Genomic DNA, 19610 nt, shown 5'->3' with positions numbered 1-19610 from the left:
GATGCTTACACCTTCCTTTTTGATAATTCGTCTGGAATGTTATGAGTCACTATGGAGACCTGACCAGCGAGCTGCTGATGGGCATGCGCCTGTATGGCGTTAACTACCAGCGTATCGCAGTAAGTGCACCGTTCGGGCTGCATTACGACGATACGCCGGGTCGGGCGCAGTTTCACTTTGTCGGACGCGGCTCGCTGCTGGTGCGCAGCGCCTCCGGCGAGCTGATTCCGCTCAACAGTGGCGATGCGCTGCTGGTACCGCACGGTAAGCCGCACAGCCTGATTTCAAGTGAAGAGGTGGCCTGCCAGTGTGTTAAAAACATGGTTAGCAAGCCGCTCTGCGACAGCGTCTGTACCATCGCCGCGCCGGAAGGCGCCTGCGATGATGAGCACAGCGTGCTGCTGTTCAGTGCCTGCATGGCGTTTGAGCTGGGCGGGATGCAGCCGCTGATCAACACCATGCCGGACGTGATGCTGGTGAGCACACTGCTGTCGCAGTATCCGGAGATACAGCCGATTCTGGCGGCGATGGAGCGGGAGTCCCGCACCCGCCAGGCCGGATTCGCCGGTATTCTGTCCCGCCTGGCTGATGTGGTCGCCGCCCTGATCGTGCGCGGCTGGGTAGAGAACGGCTGTGGTGAGTCCAGCGGGCTGGTGCAGGCGATGCGCGATCCCCGTCTCAGTCAGGCGATAGCGGCCATGCATCGCGACCCCGGCCAGAACTGGACGGTCGCGCGGCTGGCCAGCGTAGCAGGCTGTTCGCGCTCGGTGTTTGCCGGGCGGTTTCTCAACGCCACCGGCATGACGCCGCTGCGTTATCTGACGGAATTGCGGATGCGGCTGGCGGTCCAGCGGATTGTGAATAACGGTGAAGCGATGGAGGCCGTCGCGTTTCATCTCGGCTACGGCTCCATTGCGGCGTTCAGCCGCGCCTTTAAGCGGATTGTCGGCCAGCCCCCCGGGGCACTGCGTGCCGGACGCGAAGGCCCGCAGGCGCTGGCGTCTTAACCGGGCGGCTTACGCTTTGCGGTTAACGAAAGACGCTAATCGCTTCCACCAGACGGTTAGCCTGATGGGTCATACGATCTGACGCCTCGGCGCTTTCAGTTACGCGGGCGGCATTCTGGTGAGTAATATCATCCAGATCTTCCACCGCGGTGCTGACCTCACTGAGCGCCGTCGCCTGTTCCGCCGTCGCGGCGCTGATCTGGGCAATCAGCGCGGTCACGTTCTGCACCTGCGAGACGATATCCTGCATAGTCACGCCCGCCGCACTGGCGTGATTATTGCCCGACTGGACGCGGCTGGCGCTGGTTTCCACCAGCGTTTTGATTTCGCTGGCGGCTTTGGCGCTGCGCTGTGCAAGGCTGCGTACCTCACCCGCTACCACGGCAAAACCTTTGCCCTGCTCGCCAGCCCGTGCCGCTTCCACAGCGGCGTTGAGCGCCAGAATATTGGTCTGGAAAGCAATGCCGTCGATCACGCTGGTAATGTTGGCGATCCGCTTTGAACTGTCGGCGATTTCGCCCATGATGCCCATCATCTCGTTCATTACGCTGCCGCCTTTGATAGCCGCGTTGCTGGTGTCGGCCGACAGCATATTCACTTCTCTGGCCGTTTCGGTATTACTCTTCACCGTGGCGGTCATTTCGTTCATGGTGGCAGCCGTCTGCTGCACATTGGCGGCGGCCTGCTCGGTCCGGCGGCTCAGCTCGCTGTTGCTGCGGGCAATGGCATCGCTGGCGCTGAGCACATTGATTGCCTGGCCGCTGACATCATCCACCAGCCAGCGGAACATCAGGCCGAGCTGGCCGATAGCGCGCAGCGTCACACCGATCTCATCCACCCGGTCCATCTGTTCTACTTTGTGATTCGCCCCGGTGGCGACGCTCAGCGCCTGCTGGCACATCCGTTCAACGGGGCGAGAAATCTGCTGCTCCAGCCACAGGCTGCTGAGCAGAAGCAGGCCAGCCATGCCCGCACTAAAACCAGCCAGCGCGGCAGGGGGCATTCCCAGCGCCCAGACGCCGGCGATGGAGAGCGGGAGCAGCATCAGCAGGGTGCTGCGGATCCGCCAGCGCAGGGGCAGCGTTTTCAGAAGGGAGAAAGGACGACGCCAGCCGCTGTGGAGCAGCAGGCCTTTGTGGAAACGCCGTCCTCCGGCACGCCCTTCACGAAAATCCTGATAGAGCGCTTCACTCTGACGCACTTCGTCTGCTGTGGGCCTGGTTCGCACCGACATGAAGCCCTGTACTTTGCCGTCCCGTACCACCGGGATGGCATTCGCTCTTACCCAATAATGGTCGCCATTTTTACGGCGGTTTTTGACCAGCGCCGTCCAGGGTTCGCCCTGCTTCAGCGTGGCCCACATGTCGGCAAAGGCTTCTGGCGGCATGTCGGGATGACGAACAATGTTATGCGGCTGGCCATTGATCTCGTCGGCAGTAAATCCACTCACCTCAATAAAAGCATCATTTGCATAGGTGATATGGCTGTTGAGATCGGTGGTCGACATCAGGGTCGCATGATCGTCGAACAGATACTCATGCTGGGAGACAGGTTGATTGTTACGCATTACGGATCCTTAAAAACCCGGCTTTTGTACGCGAGAGCCGGAAAGCCTGCGTGTAAACGGCGGGCTGAGAGATAACGATTACCATTTTTTATGTTTTCGGCATCATTTGGGGCTCTCTTTAATGTATTTGTTAAATTTCTACCGCGAAAAAAGCCACTCTGCAGTGGCTTTTACACTTTCGCCGATAGGTTATCGGTTAGCCAGACTGGAGGGTTCGGGCCGTCCGTCAGCGCAGATCAACACCCCGGGTGCCAAACCACCAGGTCAGCAGAAATCCGCCAACCCACGCCACGATCAGCCCGGCCAGGTAAACCGCCATACCGGCGAAGATCCCTTGGCTGGAGGTCATCAGCGGCAGCGTGACCAGCCCGGATGGTCCGAAGACGGTATTCATCCCCACCGGCAGGCCCAGCCATGCCACCAGACCGATGAAGAAACCGCCCAGCGCCCCGCCACCACAGGCGGTAATAAAAGGCTTGAGACGCGGCAGCGTCACCCCATAAATCAGCGGTTCACCCACGCCGAGCAGACCCGGCACAATTGCCCCTTTGATCTGCGCCCGCAGCAGCGCGCCCTTTTCGGCTTTGCACCACAGGGCCAGGGAGGCGCCGACCTGCCCTGCGCCAGCCATCGCCAGAATCGGGAACAGTGAGTTAAAGCCCTGCGTCTCCATCAGCGCAAAGTAGACCGGAATAAAGCCCTGATGAATGCCGAACATCACCGCGATCAGGAACAGCCCGGCCAGCACTGCACAGCCAAAGGGGTTATTGTTGAGATGAATAAACAGCCACGACATCCCTTTAAACAGTTCGCCACCCAGCGGCATGATCAGCAGATAGGTGATGGCCCCCGTAATCAGCAGGGTAAATAGCGAGGTGAGGATCATATCGAGGTTGTCAGGAATGATTCTGCGCAACTGTTTCTCAATCCCTGCACCAATAATCGCCGCCATCAGCACGCCGATAATGTTGCCGCGCGGGTTAATCGCCAGGCCAAAAAAGTTTTCCATGCCGCTGTAATAGCCGGTCGTGGCGGTCGGCACATAGCCGAGCATGAACAGCGAGGCGATAATGGCGCCGTTGACGCCGCTGCCGCCGAACGCTTTCTGAGCATTGTAGCCAATCAGGATGCTGAGAAAGGTGAACAGCCCTTTACCAAAGACTTTCATGTAGGCCACGGTGTGCAGCAGCCAGGGCGCATGGTCGCCGGGCGCATTGAGGTGGAGACTCTGTTCAATCAGCGTGGCAAAACCCAGCAGCAGCCCGGCACCGATAAAGCCGGGGATCAGCGGCGTAAAGATGGTCGCAAAGCGCGACAGAAACTGATGTACGCCGCCGGTCTGTTTCGCCTTCAGTTGCTGTTTGTTCTGCGCCGCCAGCTGGCTGAGTTCCATTGTGCCATCCTGCGGTGGCCGGGCGGTGTCACCCTGCGCCAGCAGACGCTGCATCCCTTCGGCGGCGGTCTGCGCTTTACCGGGGCCGACAACGATCTGTAGCTGGGCATCGCTGTCGATAACGCCCAGCACGCCGGGCAGGCTTTTTAACCGCTTCAGGTCCGCCTGCGCCGGCTGATTGAGCGTGAGCCGGAGCCGTGTCATGCAGTGCCCACAGGCCGCGATATTCTGCGCGCCGCCGACCGCCTGCAGGATCTCAGGCAACAGTGCTTCGGTGAGGCTGGCCATCAGCGTGCTCCCGCAGCCTGCAGTGCCTGGCGGATAAAGCCCTGATGCTGGCTCAGCAGCGTTTTTGCGGTATTGGTATCCAGATCGGCCAGTACCATCAGGATGGCGGTTTTGCAGTGACCGCCGCAGGTGGAGAGCGCGGCGCGGGCGGTGGTGTCATCGCAGTCTGTCGCCTGCATGACGATGTTAACCTGACGCTGCACCAGCTTCTGGTTGGTCGCCTCCACATCCACCATCAGGTTGCCATAGACTTTGCCGCTGCGGATCATCGATCCGGTGGTGAGCATATTGAGCACCAGTTTCTGCGCCGTGCCCGCTTTCATACGTGACGAGCCGGTAACCACTTCCGGGCCGACTACCGGCGTAAGCGCAATCGCGGCAACCTGTGACATCGCGCTGCCCGGATTGCAGGTGAGCGCCACGGTCGTTGCGCCAAGTTCGTTTGCATAGGCCAGTGCCCCCAGTACGTAAGGGGTACGGCCACTGGCGGCGATCCCCACCAGCACATCGTGGCGGCTGAAGTGAATATCTTTCAGATCCTGCGCACCCTGCTCACGGTTATCCTCGGCGTTTTCAACCGCCTGCAGGATGGCGGGGTGGCCGCCGGCGATCAGGCCGATCACCTGCTCGCGCGGGGTGCCAAAGGTCGGCGGGCATTCGCTGGCATCCAGTATACCCAGTCTTCCGGAGGTGCCCGCGCCGCAATAAATCAGCCGACCTCCCGCCTGAAACGCCGCGCAGATGGCGTCAACGGCTTGCGCGATCTGCGGCACAATGGCCTCAACCGCCAGCGCCACCTTTTTGTCTTCATCATTAATGACGCGCAGCATCGCTTCTGTAGAGAGTTCGTCAATGTTCTGGCTGGCCGGGTTGCGGCCTTCGGTGATCATCTGGCTGAGATCGAGTTTCATGGCGGGCTCCGCTAAAGAATAAATTATTCAAATAATAATTCATAATAGCGAATGATTAATTCATTGAGTGAGATCTTTTTTTAATGGATGTGGAGTAAGTCATGTTGGAGAGGTTGGGCCTGGCAGCGGCGCAATTACGCAGGCTGTCCGGCACATGAGATTTGAGTGTTGTGCATTGCAATCAGTGGCGTCGATGCGAAACGGGGGCCGGTCAGAAAAAGTTCACTGGATTCTCAGAACGCATTCGTCATCCATGACGCCCGGCCCACGCCCTGCCTGCGTGAGACACTTTCCTTTTTCAGGTGAACCTTTCCGTTTCAGGTTGCTCTGTGGTTGCTGACAAGGCTTCTGGCAGGATTTACACAGGTGTTTTTTCCGGCGGAACGGGCATCCTGTGAGCGAAAAGCAGAGACATTCAGTCAAGGTAAAGCTGCGTCGTTCTGCAGTCATATAAGGCTGCCAGCTTCTCAAGCGTCTTCTTCTGCGGTTTCTTTCTCGACTCCAGCATCGATACGCCCGCCTGGGTGATGCCTAATATTTTCGCGACCTCTTCCTGTGACATCTGACGATACAAACGCCAGGCAACATGCAAAGGAACAGACTGCCTTCGGCTGATTTTCATGACGTCATGGGGAATCGTTTCGTCATCGTCCGGGCCTGCTTTGCAGGGAAGAGCTTCAAATACGTCTTCTAAATGCCGGTCGGCCATCAGCCGGTTAAACAGCTCGATGGGGATAACGGCACCGGTGCGGTTCCCGCGCTCATCTGTCAGAAACTGTATCGCATTCATGAGTCATGACTCCTTACTGTCGCGTCAGACCTGTGCTCGTCTGCTGGCGCGACATCGCTATGTTCTTAACTGTTATAAAAGCAGTGGTGCCGCAGGCTGCTCCCAGCTGCATGCTAACGCTTTTTATAGGTCGCCGATGTTCGTCGCACGACTTCCAGAATCGCTATCACCACTGGCTGACCTTTCTCTATTTTCCACAGCACGCGGTAGTGCCCCACCACCAGCTTCATTCTTTTTTCTTTGTCATCCGTGAGTTTTTCGACTTTCAGATGGGGAATATCCGGCCACGCAGACAGTGCCTCTACTGCCTCTTCAATGGCGTTACCTTCTTTCTGAGGCAGCCCATATAGCTGTTTCAGTGCTTTTTTCGTCCAGTTGATCTCTGGCATCCGTCAACACTCCATGTTGTCAAAGCGCCTTCATTTCATCCGTTTAAACAATGAGTAAAAAGAGTATAAAAGAAATTAAAGCGTTATGGACAGCGAATTTTAGTGATAAAAACATCACTAAATATGAGTGGCAACCTTTCCTGACCAGACGCCCGTAAAAACGCGGCAAACAAAAAGGGCCCAACGTTCGTTGAGCCCTCTTCTGCGCAAAAACAGCAATCAGCCTGCGGTCTGTGTCCGCAACTGCAGCTCATACTGTTTCGCCTGTTCGGCGTCGAACTGGTTTTCCCAGCGGGCAATCACCAGCACCGCCAGCGCGTTACCAATCACGTTCAGCGCGGTACGCGCCATATCCATAATACGGTCAACACCTGCGATAAACGCCAGGCCTTCCAGCGGAATGCCGACGCTGCCCAGCGTAGCCAGCAGCACCACGAAGGAAACACCCGGCACGCCCGCGATCCCTTTTGAGGTCACCATCAGCGTCAGTACCAGCACGATCTCGTCGGTCAGCGACAGGTCGATGCCATAGAGCTGCGCAATAAAAATCGCCGCGATACTCTGATAGAGCGTCGACCCATCCAGGTTAAACGAGTAACCGGTTGGCACCACGAAGCTGGTAATCGCTTTCGGCGCGCCGTAGGCTTCCATCTTCTCCATGATACGCGGCAACACGGTTTCTGAGCTGGAGGTCGAGTAAGCGAGGATCAGCTCATCTTTCAGAATACGCATCAGCGTAGTGATCCGCAGTTTACAGAAGCGCGCAACCCCACCCAGCACCACAAAGGCGAAGAAGAGGATCGCCACGTAAACCAGCAGCACCAGCTTAGCCAGTGGCCACAGCGAGGCGAAGCCGAAGTTCGCAATGGTCACCGCAATCAGCGCAAACACCCCTACCGGCGCATAACGCATGATCATGTGGGTCACTTTAAACATCGCTTCAGAAACGCCACGGAACAGATTCACCAGCGGATCGCGCTGCGCTGACGGCAGTGACGATAGGCCTAAGCCAAACAGCACCGAGAAAAAGATAATCGGCAGCATGTCGCCCTTCGCCATGGAGGCGAAGATGTTCTGCGGGATCAGCGACAGAATCGTAGTCACCAGGCTGTGTGGGCCACCCTGAACTTCTGCCGTTGTCGCTTCATATTTAGAGATGTCCACCGTTGCCAGCGTTGACATATCGATGCCGGTGCCGGGTTGAAATACGTTGGCCAGCGTAATACCGACCACAATGGCAAGGGTGGTGATCACTTCAAAGTAGAGAATCGTTTTGACGCCGATGCGTCCCAGCTTCTTTGCATCACCAACGCCAGCGATGCCGACAATCAGGGATGAAATCACAATCGGTACCACAATCATCTTGATAAGATGAATAAAGATATCGCCTGCAGGACTGAGAATGTTGGTGACTAACCATTCACGATTGTCTGGCTGATTATGCAACACAGCGCCCACGATGATGCCAAGCACCAGAGCTGTCAGAATCTGCCAGGCCAGGCTGATTTTAAAACCTTTCATAACGCGTAATTTCCTCAGTCAAAACCCGTTTTTCTCTACTGCGAAGGTGCAGAAGACAATACACACAGGGAGTGAGCAAAAAGCCCGGTAAATTAGAGGGTGTCTTGAAACAGCGCCTCGTATGAAAATCTGATGATTCTCATACCCATATTCAGACGCTGTCTGAGTTGATACCTGCAGAACAGGGGCGAGATAAGTACCATTTTCGCTGTGGTAAATGCAACCCCTGGCGGATCCGATTAAAAGTTAGCCATCTGAGTAGCATAAAGTGCTGCCAGAAGTAAAAATCCCTAACCTGCTGTTATGAAAAGTAATAGTTAGATGAATTTCCGCATAGCTATGCAGCGTTGGTTAAAAACGCGGCCAGCGCGTTTGCCTGCTTTTTATCCAGCTCACTCCCGTCTGACACCTTTTATTTATTCCCCACCAACCCCAGAGAGTTCAACGGAAATATCAGAATGGCTTCACACTTCACGGTGAGCGGTTCATCCCGTGATCTGTGGCGCAAAAAAGAAACAAAGCTCACGGGCGGGCTTTAATTAACTATTGATTGACATATCATTAACAACTTCAAGGAGATCCGCCATGAGCCAAATACACAAACATCCGGTTCCAGAGAATATTGCAGCAAACACCCTGATTACCGCAGAGCAGTATCAGGCGATGTATCAGCAATCTGTCGATGATCCAGACAGTTTCTGGGGTGAACAGGGCAAAATCCTCGACTGGATTAAGCCTTACAGCAAAGTGAAAAATTGCTCGTTTGCGCCAGGTAACATTGATATTCGCTGGTACGAAGATGGCACGCTCAACCTGGCGGCAAACTGCCTTGACCGTCATCTCGCGACACGCGGCGATCACCCGGCCATTATCTGGGAAGGTGATGACGCCAGTGAAAGCAAAACCCTGACTTTCCGCCAGTTACATGCCGAAGTCTGTCGCTTTGCCAACGTGCTGGAGTTGCTGGAGGTGAAGAAAGGCGATGTCGTGGCGATCTACATGCCGATGGTGCCTGAAGCGGCCGTGGCCATGCTGGCCTGTGCGCGTATCGGTGCCGTTCATTCCGTTATCTTCGGCGGCTTTTCACCTGAAGCGGTCGCCGGGCGTATCGTCGACTCCAGCGCGTCGCTGGTCATTACAGCCGACGAAGGGATACGCGCGGGTCGCCCCATTCCGCTGAAGAAAAATGTCGACGACGCCTTAAAAAATCCTCACGTGACCAGCGTGAAAAACGTGGTGGTATTTCAGCGCACCGGTAACGATATCGGCTGGGTGGAAGGCCGCGATCGCTGGTGGCACGACCTGACGCAGAACGCCAGCACCAATCATTCGGCAGCCGAAGTGGGCGCGGAAGATCCGCTGTTTATCCTCTATACCTCAGGTTCGACCGGCAAGCCTAAAGGGGTGCTTCACACCACCGGCGGTTATCTGGTCTACGCCGCGACCACGTTCAAGTTCGTCTTTGACTACCATCCGGATGATATCTACTGGTGTACCGCTGACGTCGGCTGGGTGACGGGCCACAGCTATCTGGTCTATGGACCGCTGGCCTGTGGAGCAACCACGCTAATGTTTGAAGGGGTGCCGAACTGGCCAGCGCCGAGCCGTATGGCGGAAGTGGTCGACAAGCATAAAGTTACCCTGCTCTACACCGCGCCAACGGCCATCCGTGCGCTGATGGCGGAGGGCGACAAGGCGATTGAAGGCACCGACCGCAGTAGTCTGCGCATTATGGGATCGGTCGGCGAGCCGATTAACCCGGAAGCCTGGGAGTGGTACTACAAAAAAATCGGCAACAGCCGCTGCCCGATCGTGGATACGTGGTGGCAGACCGAGACCGGCGGCTTCATGATCACACCGCTGCCAGGGGCGACTGAGCTGAAAGCCGGTTCCGCTACCCGTCCTTTCTTTGGCGTGCAACCGGCGCTGGTGGACAACGAAGGTCAGCCGCAGGAAGGCGCCTGTGAAGGCAACCTGGTGATCACCGAGTCCTGGCCCGGCCAGGCACGTACGCTTTATGGCGATCACGACCGCTTCGAGCAGACCTACTTCTCTACCTTTAAAAATGCCTACTTCAGCGGTGATGGTGCCCGACGCGATGAAGATGGTTACTACTGGATTACCGGACGTGTCGATGACGTGCTCAACGTCTCGGGTCACCGGCTTGGCACCGCCGAGATCGAATCGGCGCTGGTTTCACACCCGAAAATTGCCGAAGCGGCGGTAGTCGGCATCCCGCACAGCATCAAAGGCCAAGCCATTTATGCCTATATTACCCTGAACCACGGCGAAGAGCCGTCGCCGGAGCTGTACAGCGAAGTGCGGCAGTGGGTCCGTAAAGAGATCGGCCCCATCGCCACACCGGACGTGCTGCACTGGACTGATTCTCTGCCGAAAACCCGCTCGGGCAAAATCATGCGCCGTATTCTGCGCAAGATCGCCACCGGCGACACCAGTAATCTGGGTGATACCTCAACCCTCGCCGATCCTGGCGTGGTGGAGAAACTGCTTGAGGAGAAGCAATCGATCAAAATGCCTTAAGAGCACACAATCCGGCGGGAAGATCGCTTCCCGCCACCCCCGCCCTACGCAGTCTGTTTCGCGAGTCACAACTACTAAAACCAGCTGAATCCGCGCCCTGACGCGAGGTTCTCGCCTGCAAGCCCTCTGGAGAAAATGTGATGAATGACGCCCTTTCAAATCAGGATGCCATCAATCAGCAGATTGAGCGCAATCCCCGTTTTCATGAATTAGTCCGTAAACGTCAGGCGTTTGCCACGCTGCTGTCACTGATTATGCTGGTGCTGTATGTCGGCTTTATCCTGCTGATTGCGTTCGCACCCGGCTGGCTGGGTACGCCGCTGCACGCGGGCACCAGTGTCACGCGCGGCATACCGATTGGTGTCGGCCTGATTGTGATGTCGTTTGTACTGACCGGCGTCTATGTCTGGCGCGCCAACGGTGAGTTTGACCGTTTAACTAAAGCGATCCTCAGCGAGGTGAAATCATGACCCGTCTCACCTTATGGCTGCTGGCCATGCTGCTGCCATTTTCTGCCCTGGCAGCCGATGCGATTACCGGTGCAGTGCAGCGCCAGGCGACCAACTATCAGGCGATCATCATGTTTATGGTTTTCGTCGGTGCCACGCTGGGGATTACTTACTGGGCGTCCAGACGCACCCGGTCGCGTAACGATTACTACACCGCAGGCGGCAATATCACCGGCTTTCAGAATGGCCTGGCGATGGCAGGTGACTTTATGTCAGCCGCCTCGTTCCTGGGCATTTCGGCGCTGGTCTACACCTCGGGCTATGACGGTCTCATCTACTCGCTCGGCTTCCTGGTCGGCTGGCCGATGATTCTGTTTTTAATCGCCGAGCGGCTGCGCAATCTGGGTCGCTATACCTTTGCCGACGTCGCCTCCTACCGTCTGAAACAGATGCCGATCCGTATCCTGTCGGCCTGCGGGTCGCTGGTGGTGGTGGCGCTCTACCTGATTGCGCAGATGGTCGGCGCCGGTAAACTCATCCAGCTGCTGTTTGGCCTTAACTATCATGTGGCGGTGGTGCTGGTCGGCATTCTGATGGTGATGTATGTGCTGTTTGGCGGTATGCTCGCCACCACCTGGGTACAGATCATCAAGGCGGTGCTGCTGCTGTTTGGCGCCACCTTTATGGCGGTAATGGTGATGAAGGCGACTGGTTTCAGCTTCAATACGCTGTTCACTGAGGCGATGGCGGTTCATCCCAAAGGCAACGCCATTATGCAGCCGGGTGGACTGGTAAAAGATCCTATTTCGGCGCTGTCGCTGGGGCTGGGGCTGATGTTCGGTACGGCCGGATTACCGCATATCCTGATGCGTTTCTTCACCGTGGCGGATGCCAAAGAGGCACGTAAGAGCGTCTTCTGGGCCACCGGCTTTATGGGCTATTTCTACTTCCTCACCTTTATCATCGGCTTTGGCGCCATTCTGCTGGTCGGTGCGAATCCGGTTTTCAAAGATGCCAGCGGCGCGCTGATTGGCGGCACCAATATGGCAGCGGTCCACCTGGCTAACGCCGTGGGGGGCAGCACCTTCCTGGGCTTTATCTCTGCGGTTGCCTTCGCCACAATCCTGGCGGTGGTCGCGGGCTTAACCCTGGCAGGCGCCTCGGCGGTGTCGCACGATCTCTACGCCAGCGTCTACCGCAAAGGCCAGGCCAGCGAGAAAGATGAGCTGCGGGTCTCCAAAATCACCGTACTGGCGCTGGGTATGGTAGCGATTGCGCTGGGCATCCTGTTTGAGAAGCAGAACATCGCCTTTATGGTCGGGCTGGCCTTCTCGATTGCGGCCAGCTGTAACTTCCCGATCATTCTGCTGTCGATGTACTGGTCGAAACTCACGACGCGCGGTGCGATGGTGGGCGGCTGGCTCGGTCTGCTGACCGCGGTGATCCTGATGATCCTCGGTCCGACCGTGTGGGTGCAGGTACTGGGTAACGCCTCGCCGATTTTCCCGTATGAGTATCCGGCGCTGTTCTCTATGGTTGTGGCGTTTATCGGCATCTGGATCTTCTCCATTACCGACCATACGCCGCAGGGTGCAGAGGAGCGTTCCCGCTTCCGGGCGCAGTTTATTCGTTCACAGACCGGCACCGGTATTCAGCAGGGCAAAGCGCACTGATTTTTAGGTGTAACAAAAAAAGGGCGGCTGATAACAGCCGCCCTTTTCTTTTCAGCATGCAACAGAATCAGAAACGCAGCGAGGCACCTACGTACGGGCCATCGACCAGCACGTTATCTTTGCGTCCACCTTTGTTGTTCAGTTCGATGTACTGATAACCCACGCGCAGGTTCAGCAGGGAAACCGGCGTGAAGCTCAGGCCGCCAGCGGCTTCCTGATAGCTGTCGAGATGATCGGTAAACGACTCCGGCGCATAATAATATTCACCATAGACGCCCCACATGCTGTTGAAGCTGTAGTTCGCGGCACCACCCAGCGCCACCGCAAATCCATCTTTTCCATCTTCGGGATGGGTGAAGATCGCTTTTGCGGTCGGCGCCAGACGCAGAGGCCCGAAGTCAACGTTGTAGCCCAGACCGGCACCGTAGGTGCTGCCGTCGTGGTCGCTACGCAGCCAGTTGCCCTTCAGAAACAGACCCGGGGTGGTCGTGCCCAGACCCAGATTAAGATTGGTGTTGTGCTCGCTGACGTCCACACTGCCTTCAATCGCCTGCGCGGCACCGCTCATTAAAACCAGCCCGAGGGCGCTCCCGGCAACAAGTTGCTTAAACATGATTCCACTCCATGACAATTAATCCGGCCGCAAGGGTAACAGCCTGAAAGGGGGAGACAACAAAATAGCGAAAACTTTACGTAAAAAACCGTGTCCCTTTCTGCCTGTCGTCATCCGTGCAACGCAGTGTAGACTATATTGTCCACATCAGGTGACCAATCAGAGGTGCCATCACGACGGTGACCACGCCCGACAGCATCATCACCAGGCTGGCTACCACCCCCTCCTGCTGTCCCAGCTGATACGCCCGTGCGGTTCCGGCCCCGTGCGAGGCCGCGCCGAATCCGGCACCTTTCGCGACGCCCTGTTTTATTGCGATTCGCAGAAACAGCACATCCCCCACCGCCATGCCAAAGACACCCGTAATCACCACAAACAGCGCCACCAGATCGGGCTGTCCGCCAATCGGTCCTGCCGCCGCCAGCGCAAAAGGCGTAGTAACAGATCGCACGGCCAGACTGCGCTGGATCGACTCCGGCAGAGTCAGCAGCCGCGCCAGCCAGACGGAACTGCAGACGGCGACCAGCGTGGCGGTGACCACGCCTGCGCTCAGCGACAGCCAGTGACGTCGGATGATCGCCACGTTCTCATAGACCGGCACCGCAAAGGCCAGCGTGGCCGGGCCGAGCAGCCAGAGCAGCCAGTGGTTTTCTGCGATGTAATCCTGCCAGCTGATGTGCGTCAGCAGCAGCAGCGCCACCAGCACCAGCGGCGTCATTACCAGGGGCATCAACAGCAGCGTCCGCCAGCGGCGATAGAGCCGTTTATTCAGCGCATAAACCAGCAGCGTAACCGCCACACACAGCAGGCTGAGCAGGAGATCACGCATCAGGCGCCTGCTTACGCGCGGCACGCGCGACTTCATACTGATAAAGCCGGTCCACCACCCAGGCCGTTGAAGCCAGCACCAGCAGGGTACTGACGCCAATCACCACGCAGATGCGCCAGCCCTCCATCCGCAGCAGATCGCCATAGTTCACCACCGCCACCACCGCCGGGATAAAGAACAGCAGCATCTCTGCCAGCAGCCAGCGCGATCCCACTCTGACCCAGTTCAGCGGCACGATTCGCGTCACGATTAACGCCAGCATCAGCAGCATCCCGACAATATTGGCGGGCAGCGGCAGATGGAGCCAGCTCACCAGCCGATCGCAGGCGATGTAGAGGCCGATATAGAACCCCAGCTGCAGCGGCAGGCTGAACCACTGCGCGGCACGGTAACTGTGTGAAACCCGCACTGACGCCATCTTGCTCTCTCTCCCGATTAAATTGACCACACCAGTATAAAACGCCCACAGAAGGTGAAAAAAATGAATTAAAATTATCGCAATCATGCCTGAAAGGAATAGTGATGGATGTTCGTGCCCTGCGTTACTTTACTGAAGTGGTCCGCCAGCAGAGCTTTACCCGGGCGGCGCAAAAGCTGTTTGTGACTCAGCCGACCATCAGCAAGATGCTGCGTCAGCTGGAGGAGGAGCTGGGCTGTACGCTAATATTGCGCGATGGCCGGCGTCTGCACCTTACCGACAGTGGCGAGGCGGTCTATCAGCGTGGTCTGGCGATCCTGCAGGAGTTTCATCAGCTGGAGGCGGAGATCGGTGACATCAACCAGCTTAAAACCGGCGAATTACGGCTTGGTATTCCGCCGATGGTCGGTATGCAGATAGCGGGTTCAATTTCCGCCTTTCGCCGCCGCTATCCCGGCGTAAAGCTGAAGATCGCTGAGTTTGGCGGCCTGACGGTACAGCAGGCGGTGCTGGCGGGCAGCCTTGATATCGCCCTGACCGCCCTGCCGGTAGATGCCGGGTTACCGCTGAATACCCTGCCGCTGATGCATCATCCGCTCTGTGTGCTCCTGCCGCGCCATCCTGAGTGGCTTGACCGCCAGCAGATGAGCCTGACCGAACTCGCACAGCATCCGCTGCTGATTTTCAATGAGGAGTTCTCACTGAATCGTCAGCTGATGCAGGCCTTTCAGCGGCTCAGCCTGACGCCCACGGTGGCGGTGCGCAGCGGGCAGTGGGATTTTCTGGCGGCCATGGTGCAGGCCGGAATGGGGCTAGCCATTCTGCCGGAGCCGATCTGTCAGCGCCTGGACAAACAGTCTCTGCTGTGGCTGCCGCTGGAATCGGAACTGAAGTGGAGTCTGGGATTGATCTGGCGGGAGGGCAGCTATCTGTCGCGCAGTGCGCAGGCGTGGATAGCCTGTTGTCGCGAGCACTGGCCGGATGAAGCGCCGCGCCTGTCGGTATAAAACGCTGGCACGCTGCATGAACGCAGGCGTGCCAGCCTGAACTTACTCTTCTTTTTCGATCAGCAGGATTTCCAGCAGATCCAGATCATGCAGTAATTTCTGCATGGTTTCGTTGGAGATCTGCTGGGTGGCGCGCAGATGGTAGACCTCGGCACGCTCGGCGCGCAGTCCGGTCAGACGGAAGCGCCGCTCCAGATTCTCTGCGTACAGCGCATGTTCCAGGTCATTCTTCCCTTCGGCGCGGCGGCGCAGATTGCCAATCACCCGCAGGCTGACCTCTTTCAGCAGCTCCGGATCGATGTTCTCTTCCGACTCCTTTTCCAGCCGCTCTTCCATCTTGTGCAGGCTCTCAATCGCCGCTCCGGCCATGACCGCCCGGGCGCTCTGCAGTTCGCGACGATGTGCGCCTTTGTCGATGCTGTCGATGCCGCGCAGCAGTATCGGCAGAATAACTACACCCACCAGCAGCGAGAAGAGGATCACGCCGGTGGCGATGAAGACCAGCTCATAGCGCGCCGGGAAGGGATCGCCATTGCTCAGGAACAGGGGAATCGACAGCACACCCGCCAGGGTAATCGCACCGCGCACGCCGGCAAAGGAGGCGATGAGCAGTTCACGCAGTGAGTAGTTCGAAAACTCCAGCGGCTTTTTCTTCAGCAGGCGTTTGCTGAATCGCTGCATAATCCATAGCCAGCCCAAACGCACCACCATCAGCGCCAGATAAACCAGCCCGATGTCGGCAAACAGCATCCAGAGTTCGACATTGGGATCGGCCTGCGCCTGGTCGACAGAGGTCTGCAGGATGTCCGGCAACTGCAGGCCCAGCATCAGGAAGACCATGCCGTTAAAGACGAACTCCAGCATCTGCCAGACGCTGTTAGCACGCAGCCGCATCGCCAGCGGCGCCTGACGGATGATACCGGAACGGGTAATGGTCATCCCGGCCGCGACGGCCGCCAGTATGCCCGACATGCCCAGATGCTCGGCAATCAGGTAAGAGGCAAACGGCAGCAGCAGCAGCAGCACAGTCTGGGTGGCCGGATCGTCACCGCTCCAGCGGCTGAGCAGACGCAGCGATTTTCCATAGAGCCAGCAGACCGCCACACCCGCCACCAGACCACCAATGGCCACTTTCAGAAACTCGATGCTCGCGCCGCCCCAGGTAAATACCATCGTACCCATCGCGACGGCCACGGCAAACTTCAAGGAGACCAGGCCCGATGCGTCATTCATCAGGGCTTCACCCTGCAAAATCGACATAATCTTCTTGGGAATGCGGCCTTCACCGACAATGCCGGAGAGGGCCACGGCATCGGTTGGCGACAAGACGGCGGCCAGTGCAAAGGCCGGGATCAGCGGAATGCCGGGCACCATCCAGTAGATCAGATAGCCGATACCAATGACGGTAATCAGCACCAGCGCCAGCGCTAAGCCGATGATTTCGCGGCCATGATGCAGGAACTCGCTAATCGGCGTCTTCCAGCCATCCGCGAACAGCAGCGGCGGGATGAACAGCACCAGAAACAGCTCCGGATCGAAGTCTACATGCAGACCAAACGTGGGCCAGGCCAGCAGCGCACCGGCAGCGATCTGCACCAGCGGCAACGGGATCTGAAAAGGGAGGATGCGGGCCGCGACGCCAGAGAGCGACACGACCAGCGTCATGATGAGAATAGTAAAAAAGATTTCCATGCTTTCCTTAGGCGTCGTTTCTTTCAGTCATTGGTTAAGCGCTAAAGTGTAAAACAAACCGCGGTGAAGTTTGTCAGCTACGCGTGCGACTGAGGGGAAAACAGTGAAAAATCCCGGACCTGCAGCCGCACGTCCGGTTGTACAGTCAGATCGCCCAGCCCCCGGCGTAAAACGCCACCAGCGCCACAGCGATGATGACGGTGCCGACGTTGAGCTTCCGCCACTCCCCGGCAAAGAGACGGCCAATCACCAGACTGGCGAAGCCGATCATGATGCCGGTCACGATGTTACAGGTCAGGACGATGATCACCGCCGTAAGCAGGCCCGACATCGCATCGACAAAATCATTAAAGTCGATTTTCGCCACGTTGCTGAGCATCAGCAGGCCGACATACATCAGGGCTGGCGCGGTGGCGTACGCAGGCACCAGATACGCCAGCGGTGACATAAACAGGATCACAAGGAACAGCAGGCCGACCACAATTGCGGTCAGTCCGGTTTTGCCCCCCGCCGCCGTGCCAGCCGCCGATTCAATATAGACCGCCGCAGGAGATGCCCCCACCAGCCCGGCAAACAGGCTGCTGACAGAGTCGGTGGTCAGCGCGCGCCCCCCATTGATGATCTGGCCCCGTTGATCCAGCAGACCGGCCTGGCCTGCCACTGCGCGGATGGTGCCGGTAGCATCAAACACGGCCGTCATCACCAGCGCCAGTACGCTGGGCAGCACCGCAGGCTGCATCGCGCCCATAATATCGAGGCTGAATAGCAGCGACTGACCACTGGCGTCACGCAGTGCTGGCAGCGCAAACAGCCCCTGATAGCTTACCGCCGGGTCAAATATCAGACCCAGCAGTGAAATAACAACGATCGTCAGCAGAATGCCGCCTGGCACCCGACGCTTCTCCAGGCCAATAATCGCGGACAGGCCCAGCAGCGTCATCATCACCGGAAAGGTGGTGAAGTGACCCAGCGCCACCGGCAGGCCCGGTGCCGGATTTTTTATCACCAGGCCCACACCGTCAGCCGCAATTAACAGCAGAAACAGGCCGATCCCGATACCGGTGCCATGTGCGACGCCCATCGGCAGATTACGCAGAATCCACGCACGGATGCCGGTGACGGAGATCAGGGTAAACAGCAGGCCCATCAGGAAGACGGCACCCAGTGCGACCGGCACGCTGATGTGCTGACCCAGCACCAGGCTGAAAGCAGTAAAAGCTGTCAGGGAGATGGCGCAACCCACCACCATCGGCATATTGGCCCACAGCCCCATAACGATGGAGCCAAAGCTGGCGACCAGACAGGTGGCGACGAACACCGCAGAGGGAGAAAAACCGGCTTTTCCCAGCATGCCCGGCACCACAATGACGGAGTAGACCATCGCCAGGAAGGTGGTGAGTCCGGCCAGAATTTCCTGACGCACGCTACTGCCGCGTGCCGTAATAGAGAACCAGGCGTCCAGTTTTCCACTGGCCGGGCGTGATTCAGTTGACATAATTGAGCCTCAAAAATTTTTGTTGTGTGGATCGCTCTGCGACCATCGCTGTCCCTGGAATAAGCGGGTAGACGGCGTCACTGCCCGGTGTAAGCCAACAGGCAAACGTTTACCTTGCCGCAGATAGTGGCCCGCCAGACGGGGCCAGATAAAAAAGGCAGGCGATTATCCGGCGTTTAGCGGCTCCTTTTCAACTGTCAGAGGGAGATTCTTCGGGATGACAAGCGCGCAGACGGGTCAGAAAGGGTGGCGACCCTCCTGACCGCAGGGGAATATTCATGAGATAGGCATTGCCGCAGAAACAGAACCTGCTCCGGCGGCGAAGAAGAGGCGTTAACCCGGCAGTGAAAGATCGCCGCCCTGGTCGATCGCACGCTGCCAGGCGGCACGCTGCTGCACGGTATTGAGCCATTTCTGTGTGGCGGGCATCTGATCGAGTCCGGCGCGCTGCGCCAGTGCCAGCAGTGGAAAACTCATCTGGATATCCGCAATGGTAAGATGCGGGCCGGCAAACCAGGGCTGCGTCGCCAGATGCTGTTCGATCATCGCCATGTGCGGCTTGAGCTGTTTATCCAGAAACGCTTTCTGTACCCCTTTACCAAAGGCCGCGCCTACCGGACGCAGCAGCCAGGGCACCGGCTTTTTCCCCATCTGCCCGAAGATCAGTTTCATCACCAGCAGTGGCATCAGCGACCCTTCGGCATAGTGCAGCCAGTAGCGGCATTGCAACCGCGACGCCTCATCATTCACCTTCAGCCGGAACGCCTGGTCATACTTTTCTTCCAGGTATTCGAGAATGGCCCCGGACTCAGCGACTACCTGGTTGCCATCGGTAATAACCGGCGATTTTCCCAGTGGATGCACTTTTTTCAGCGCCGCCGGGGCCAGCATGGTCGGTTCACGCTGATAGCGTTTAATCTGATAAGGCACTTCCAGCTCTTCCAGCAGCCACAGCACCCGATGCGAGCGCGATTTCTCAAGATGGTGAACGGTGATCATCGTGATTCCCTGTGTATTGGACCTTCCC

At 57.7% G+C, this 19610-nt stretch carries 17 protein-coding genes; 5 read left to right on the top strand and 12 right to left on the bottom strand.

Annotated features, from left to right (window positions below; genetic code table 11):
- The first annotated feature begins 41 nt into the window (after positions 1–41).
- The gene (locus tag RT657_RS04520) at positions 42–1007 is read left to right on the top strand and encodes an AraC family transcriptional regulator (RefSeq protein ID WP_313652786.1); all 966 of its coding nucleotides are present in this window, start codon (positions 42–44) and stop codon (positions 1005–1007) included.
- 22 nt (positions 1008–1029) lie between these two features.
- Here the strand turns inward: RT657_RS04520 and RT657_RS04515 are convergent, their stop codons facing one another.
- The 6 genes from RT657_RS04515 to gltP all read right to left on the bottom strand — a co-directional run bounded on the left by RT657_RS04515 (position 1030) and on the right by gltP (position 7866).
- On the bottom strand, positions 1030–2574 hold the full coding sequence (locus RT657_RS04515; RefSeq protein WP_313652784.1) for a methyl-accepting chemotaxis protein: 1545 nt from the start codon (positions 2572–2574) through the stop codon (positions 1030–1032).
- Positions 2575–2800: 226 nt separating this feature from the next.
- On the bottom strand, positions 2801–4255 hold the full coding sequence (gene murP / locus RT657_RS04510; RefSeq protein WP_313652782.1) for a PTS N-acetylmuramic acid transporter subunit IIBC: 1455 nt from the start codon (positions 4253–4255) through the stop codon (positions 2801–2803).
- Positions 4255–5166, bottom strand: coding sequence for an N-acetylmuramic acid 6-phosphate etherase (gene murQ / locus RT657_RS04505; protein ID WP_313652781.1), 912 nt, complete (start codon positions 5164–5166; stop codon positions 4255–4257). Before murQ ends, murP begins: the two co-directional genes overlap by 1 nt.
- 415 nt (positions 5167–5581) lie before the next feature.
- Positions 5582–5956: a helix-turn-helix transcriptional regulator gene (locus tag RT657_RS04500; RefSeq protein ID WP_313652780.1), complete on the bottom strand. Its 375-nt coding sequence runs from the start codon at positions 5954–5956 to the stop codon at positions 5582–5584.
- Between the two features lie 113 nt (positions 5957–6069).
- Entirely contained in the window at positions 6070–6345 is a 276-nt protein-coding gene (locus tag RT657_RS04495; protein ID WP_313652779.1) for a hypothetical protein, read from the bottom strand.
- Between the two features lie 219 nt (positions 6346–6564).
- Positions 6565–7866 (bottom strand): glutamate/aspartate:proton symporter GltP, encoded by a 1302-nt coding sequence (gene gltP, locus RT657_RS04490; RefSeq protein WP_313652778.1) that lies wholly within the window; start codon positions 7864–7866, stop codon positions 6565–6567.
- A 585-nt stretch (positions 7867–8451) separates the two neighbouring features.
- On the opposite strand from gltP, the gene acs reads away from it, so the two are divergent.
- The 3 genes from acs (at position 8452) to RT657_RS04475 (ending at position 12529) form a co-directional block, all read left to right on the top strand.
- Complete coding sequence (acs, locus tag RT657_RS04485; RefSeq protein WP_313652777.1) at positions 8452–10407, top strand: acetate--CoA ligase; 1956 nt, start codon at positions 8452–8454, stop codon at positions 10405–10407.
- Positions 10408–10547: 140 nt separating this feature from the next.
- Positions 10548–10877: a DUF485 domain-containing protein gene (locus tag RT657_RS04480; RefSeq protein ID WP_111140226.1), complete on the top strand. Its 330-nt coding sequence runs from the start codon at positions 10548–10550 to the stop codon at positions 10875–10877.
- Positions 10874–12529, top strand: coding sequence for a cation acetate symporter (locus RT657_RS04475; RefSeq protein ID WP_313652775.1), 1656 nt, complete (start codon positions 10874–10876; stop codon positions 12527–12529). Before RT657_RS04480 ends, RT657_RS04475 begins: the two co-directional genes overlap by 4 nt.
- Positions 12530–12596: 67 nt before the next feature.
- On the opposite strand, the gene RT657_RS04470 is transcribed toward RT657_RS04475, so the two are convergent.
- From RT657_RS04470 to RT657_RS04460, 3 genes are all read right to left on the bottom strand, one after another.
- On the bottom strand, positions 12597–13142 hold the full coding sequence (locus tag RT657_RS04470; protein WP_313652774.1) for a YfaZ family outer membrane protein: 546 nt from the start codon (positions 13140–13142) through the stop codon (positions 12597–12599).
- 133 nt (positions 13143–13275) lie between these two features.
- Complete coding sequence (locus RT657_RS04465; protein ID WP_313652773.1) at positions 13276–13971, bottom strand: LrgB family protein; 696 nt, start codon at positions 13969–13971, stop codon at positions 13276–13278.
- Positions 13964–14389: a CidA/LrgA family protein gene (locus RT657_RS04460; RefSeq protein WP_313652772.1), complete on the bottom strand. Its 426-nt coding sequence runs from the start codon at positions 14387–14389 to the stop codon at positions 13964–13966. Before RT657_RS04460 ends, RT657_RS04465 begins: the two co-directional genes overlap by 8 nt.
- 104 nt (positions 14390–14493) lie before the next feature.
- On the opposite strand from RT657_RS04460, the gene RT657_RS04455 reads away from it, so the two are divergent.
- Complete coding sequence (locus RT657_RS04455) at positions 14494–15396, top strand: LysR family transcriptional regulator (protein ID WP_313652770.1); 903 nt, start codon at positions 14494–14496, stop codon at positions 15394–15396.
- Between the two features lie 42 nt (positions 15397–15438).
- On the opposite strand, the gene RT657_RS04450 is transcribed toward RT657_RS04455, so the two are convergent.
- From RT657_RS04450 to RT657_RS04440, 3 genes are all read right to left on the bottom strand, one after another.
- On the bottom strand, positions 15439–17088 hold the full coding sequence (locus RT657_RS04450; protein ID WP_313652769.1) for a Na+/H+ antiporter: 1650 nt from the start codon (positions 17086–17088) through the stop codon (positions 15439–15441).
- 145 nt (positions 17089–17233) lie between these two features.
- Positions 17234–18583 carry an NCS2 family permease gene (locus RT657_RS04445; RefSeq protein ID WP_313652768.1) on the bottom strand — a complete coding sequence of 450 codons (1350 nt, stop codon included), beginning with the start codon at positions 18581–18583 and terminating at the stop codon, positions 17234–17236.
- A 333-nt stretch (positions 18584–18916) separates the two neighbouring features.
- Positions 18917–19582 (bottom strand): glutathione S-transferase, encoded by a 666-nt coding sequence (locus tag RT657_RS04440; RefSeq protein WP_313652767.1) that lies wholly within the window; start codon positions 19580–19582, stop codon positions 18917–18919.
- Positions 19583–19610 lie beyond the last annotated feature (28 nt).

This window comes from Pantoea sp., assembly GCF_032114055.1.
Classification (GTDB): Bacteria; Pseudomonadota; Gammaproteobacteria; order Enterobacterales; family Enterobacteriaceae; genus Pantoea.
The sequence above is the reverse complement of the archived record's forward strand: the minus strand, read 5'-3'. Positions and strand labels throughout refer to the sequence as shown.

What these genes read in the sequence shown, in the direction of transcription:
- RT657_RS04475 (WP_313652775.1), top strand. Translation starts at nt 10,874, where the DNA reads ATGACCCGTCTCACCTTATGGCTGCTGGCCATGCTGCTGCCATTTTCT.
- murP (WP_313652782.1), bottom strand. Translation starts at nt 4,255, where the DNA reads ATGGCCAGCCTCACCGAAGCACTGTTGCCTGAGATCCTGCAGGCGGTC.
- RT657_RS04440 (WP_313652767.1), bottom strand. Translation starts at nt 19,582, where the DNA reads ATGATCACCGTTCACCATCTTGAGAAATCGCGCTCGCATCGGGTGCTG.
- RT657_RS04480 (WP_111140226.1), top strand. Translation starts at nt 10,548, where the DNA reads ATGAATGACGCCCTTTCAAATCAGGATGCCATCAATCAGCAGATTGAG.
- RT657_RS04470 (WP_313652774.1), bottom strand. Translation starts at nt 13,142, where the DNA reads ATGTTTAAGCAACTTGTTGCCGGGAGCGCCCTCGGGCTGGTTTTAATG.
- RT657_RS04520 (WP_313652786.1), top strand. Translation starts at nt 42, where the DNA reads ATGAGTCACTATGGAGACCTGACCAGCGAGCTGCTGATGGGCATGCGC.
- RT657_RS04500 (WP_313652780.1), bottom strand. Translation starts at nt 5,956, where the DNA reads ATGAATGCGATACAGTTTCTGACAGATGAGCGCGGGAACCGCACCGGT.
- RT657_RS04460 (WP_313652772.1), bottom strand. Translation starts at nt 14,389, where the DNA reads ATGGCGTCAGTGCGGGTTTCACACAGTTACCGTGCCGCGCAGTGGTTC.
- RT657_RS04495 (WP_313652779.1), bottom strand. Translation starts at nt 6,345, where the DNA reads ATGCCAGAGATCAACTGGACGAAAAAAGCACTGAAACAGCTATATGGG.
- RT657_RS04515 (WP_313652784.1), bottom strand. Translation starts at nt 2,574, where the DNA reads ATGCGTAACAATCAACCTGTCTCCCAGCATGAGTATCTGTTCGACGAT.
- RT657_RS04445 (WP_313652768.1), bottom strand. Translation starts at nt 18,583, where the DNA reads ATGTCAACTGAATCACGCCCGGCCAGTGGAAAACTGGACGCCTGGTTC.
- murQ (WP_313652781.1), bottom strand. Translation starts at nt 5,166, where the DNA reads ATGAAACTCGATCTCAGCCAGATGATCACCGAAGGCCGCAACCCGGCC.
- RT657_RS04465 (WP_313652773.1), bottom strand. Translation starts at nt 13,971, where the DNA reads ATGCGTGATCTCCTGCTCAGCCTGCTGTGTGTGGCGGTTACGCTGCTG.
- acs (WP_313652777.1), top strand. Translation starts at nt 8,452, where the DNA reads ATGAGCCAAATACACAAACATCCGGTTCCAGAGAATATTGCAGCAAAC.
- gltP (WP_313652778.1), bottom strand. Translation starts at nt 7,866, where the DNA reads ATGAAAGGTTTTAAAATCAGCCTGGCCTGGCAGATTCTGACAGCTCTG.
- RT657_RS04455 (WP_313652770.1), top strand. Translation starts at nt 14,494, where the DNA reads ATGGATGTTCGTGCCCTGCGTTACTTTACTGAAGTGGTCCGCCAGCAG.
- RT657_RS04450 (WP_313652769.1), bottom strand. Translation starts at nt 17,088, where the DNA reads ATGGAAATCTTTTTTACTATTCTCATCATGACGCTGGTCGTGTCGCTC.